The sequence below is a fragment of the Pseudarthrobacter sp. NPDC080039 genome (assembly GCF_040702335.1).
GTDB classification, from domain to species: domain Bacteria; phylum Actinomycetota; class Actinomycetes; order Actinomycetales; family Micrococcaceae; genus Arthrobacter; species Arthrobacter enclensis_A.
The window spans coordinates 1-3368 of the sequence record NZ_JBFBKY010000062.1; the positions used below are offsets into that span (position 1 = coordinate 1).

Sequence of the window (3368 nt, forward strand, 5' to 3'; positions counted from 1 at the left end):
CAGCGTTGCGTTCCTGGTGGTGGGTCGTAGTGGGTGTCGTGGTGTTCGCGGCCACGGTGGTGGCAGGAGATTTTATAAAATCGTCGGGGCCATCGTGTCAACGGCAACTTAGAACTGACCGGTGGCGGCATGTTGGTTTGCCCGCTGGTGGCAGGTGATTGACCGGTGGCGGCAGGTATTTTTGGACAGGGTCAGGCGCCAGGGCGTGCCGGGTTGGCGGGCGCCTGACCGTCGTTCGGACTCAGGTCATGGGGCGGGTTCCTTTCCCGTTTTGGGCTTGCATGAGCCGGACGGACTCGCCGCTGGTCTGGCAGAGGTGGGCGTGGTGGAGGAGCCGGTCCACGGTCGCGGTGGCGATGGTTTTGGGCATGAGTTCATCAAACCCGGAGGGGTGGATGTTCGAGCTGATCGCGAGGGAGCGCTTCTCGTAGGAGGCTTCCACGACGCGGTAGAAGCCTTCGGCGGCGTCCGCGGAAACCGGCAGCAGGCCGATGTCATCGATGCAGATGAGGTCCACGTTGGTGGCCCGGGTGATGGCTTTGTTCACGCTGTCATCGATACGGTGCCGGCGCACGAGCGCGCCGAGGTCTTCCATGCTCAGCCAGGACACGGACATTCCCTGATCGATGGCCTGCTGGCCGAGGCCTTCCAGGAGCAGGGTTTTGCCGGTGCCGGAGGGCCCGCACGCGATCAGGTTCTCGCGCCGCCGCACCCATTCCAGGGTCCGCAGGAACGACGTTGTTGCCGCCGGGAGGGTGGACAGGGCTTCCTCCCAGACCTCGAAGGTCTTCCCGGTCGGGAAGCCGGCGCGTTTGCGCCGGGTTGCCAGCATCGACCGGTTCCGGCCGGTGGCTTCGGCTTCGAGCAGGACGCGGACGACTTCGGTGGGATCCCAGCGTTGGGCTTTCGCGGTGGCCAGGACGTCGGCGACGACGGCGCGGGCGTGCGGCATCCGGGTCGTGCGCATCAACGCGATCACGTTCTCCACCGCCGCATCGGTCAGGGCCGGGGTAAGGGTGTCAGTGTTCATCGATGGCTCCTTCAAAGTCATCATTGGTAGTCGCAGGGGTGGTGCCGAAGGCGGCCCAGCCGCCGGTGCCCTGGCTCAGCCATTGCGTGTGGTCGGTGACGGTGCGGGTCGTAGTCGTTGCCTGGCCTGTGCCGCTGCCGGTATTGACGATGGAGAGCAGGTCCTCGTGGGTGAAGCGCTGGTGCACCGCGGCCGCTCCCAGGCCCTTGTCGACCTCGTCGGTGCCCAGGACCTTGGCGAGGGTGACGGCGCGTTCCATTTTGTGCCGGATTTTCTGGGTTCCGGCAGCGGCGGCTTCCTTGAGCCAGAGCGCGGCGCCGGCGCCCAGGGCCAGGAACTCCTCCTCGGCCTTGTTCGTGGGGCGGATCACCCGCTCCAGGGCCCCGGCTGGGGCCGGCGGGAAATGCGCGTCGATGATCGCCGGGGTGCCGGGGCGGGTGAGCTGGTGCCGGGCGACCTCGACCGGGCCGGCGTCACCGACGTGGACGATGACGACCTCGGTGTCGGTCCCGCGGACCCACACCAGCTCACCCATCAGGGTGTGCGGGACGGAGTACCGGGATTGTTCGAAGGTGATCATGGGCATGTTCGGCGGGACCTGGCGGGTCTGGCCGAAACTGGCCGTGACCGGGTTGGCCGGGACCGGATGCAGCCGGGGACGTTCGAGAACACGGAGCATGTCCTTCGGGATCTCCAGCGTGGCCAGGTGCACCCGCGAATTCACCTCCTCCATGAACGCCTCACATGCAGCCTCCAGTTCGGCGAAGGAACGGTACTCGGGCAGCAGGTTGGTCTCTTTCGGGACGAGGTCGGCCTTGGCGATCTTGACCGCGTTCTCCACCCCGCCCTTGGAGGCCGGGTCGGCCGGCAGGCACGTCTGCAGCGAGGTCGAGTAGTGCCTGGCGAATGCCACGATCTGGTGGTTGCGGACCGGGATCCCGGCGACGTGCTCGATCGTGACGGTCTTCTCGTTATCGGTCAAAACGTAAGTCGGGACCCCGCCGATCAGGCGAAACGACCTGTCCAGGGCCGCGAACACGCTCGGCATGGTCTTATCCCGCAATGCGATCACGATCCGGAACCGCGAAAACGCCAGCCAGGCCACGAACAGCACGGTCTTCATCCCGTCAACGACGGGCCCGTCGCCGTAGTCATACTGGAGCCAGAGACCCGGCTCGGGAGAATTCACCTCCTCCATGAACGCCTCACATGCAGCCTCCAGTTCGGCGAAGGAACGGTACTCGGGCAGCAGGTTGGTCTCTTTCGGGACGAGGTCGGCCTTGGCGATCTTGACCGCGTTCTCCACCCCGCCCTTGGAGGCCGGGTCGGCCGGCAGGCACGTCTGCAGCGAGGTCGAGTAGTGCCTGGCGAATGCCACGATCTGGTGGTTGCGGACCGGGATCCCGGCGACGTGCTCGATCGTGACGGTCTTCTCGTTATCGGTCAAAACGTAAGTCGGGACCCCGCCGATCAGGCGAAACGACCTGTCCAGGGCCGCGAACACGCTCGGCATGGTCTTATCCCGCAATGCGATCACGATCCGGAACCGCGAAAACGCCAGCCAGGCCACGAACAGCACGGTCTTCATCCCGTCAACGACGGGCCCGTCGCCGTAGTCATACTGGAGCCAGAGACCCGGCTCGGGAGTCCACGGCCGGTGAACGCGCACGTTCCGGGCCCGGTATTTGGCCTTCAGTTCGGCCAGGGCGGTCCGGGTCGTGCGCTCACACCCGGTGAACCCCAGAGCGAGGAGTTTCTCATGCACGACATCGCCGCGGATCTTCCCGTGGGACTGCTCCACCCAGGAGATCATCTGGGGCAGGAACGGGTCGGTCATCCGGCCACGCTGCCGGGCCACCGGCGCCTGCGCGCCTTCCTGCCGGGCTTTCACGTAAGAGCGCACGGTGTTGTGCGATACGCCGCAGATCTTCGCGGCATCCCGATACGACCGGGTCAAATCGTAAGCAGCTAAAATTTCCATGAACTCTCCTGGAGACTTCACAACAAGCCCCTTCCTTCCCACAACAGGTGAAATACAGACGATTGGCATCGCCATTTCACCGCGGAAGGAAGGGGCTCTCCCCGTAACGACACGAGGGATGGACAAGGGGAATCCCAGCACGCCAAGCCACACACCGTGGCCTACTACTTTCCAAAAATGCTTGCCGCCAATGGTCAAAACCACTGCCGCGAACGGTCAATCAGTTTTGCCGTACCCGGTCAGTTTAAAGTTGCCGCTTACACCATCGGTCCCCGAACTCGGTATTGACGCCGCCCTGAGCCGAGGCCGGGACAACGTACTTCTTGCCCTGAGCGAGGCCATCGATTACGGTTTCGG

At 64.8% G+C, this 3368-nt stretch carries 2 protein-coding genes; both read right to left on the reverse strand.

Features of this window, described 5'->3' with window-relative positions; all coding sequences use genetic code 11:
- Positions 1-241: 241 nt before the first annotated feature.
- Positions 242-1030, reverse strand: coding sequence for an ATP-binding protein (locus tag AB0313_RS22010; RefSeq protein ID WP_366308460.1), 789 nt, complete (start codon positions 1028-1030; stop codon positions 242-244).
- Positions 1020-3086 carry an IS21 family transposase gene (istA, locus tag AB0313_RS22015; RefSeq protein ID WP_366308462.1) on the reverse strand — a complete coding sequence of 689 codons (2067 nt, stop codon included), beginning with the start codon at positions 3084-3086 and terminating at the stop codon, positions 1020-1022. The genes AB0313_RS22010 and istA overlap by 11 nt, the downstream gene beginning before the upstream one ends.
- Between the last annotated feature and the right edge of the window lie 282 nt (positions 3087-3368).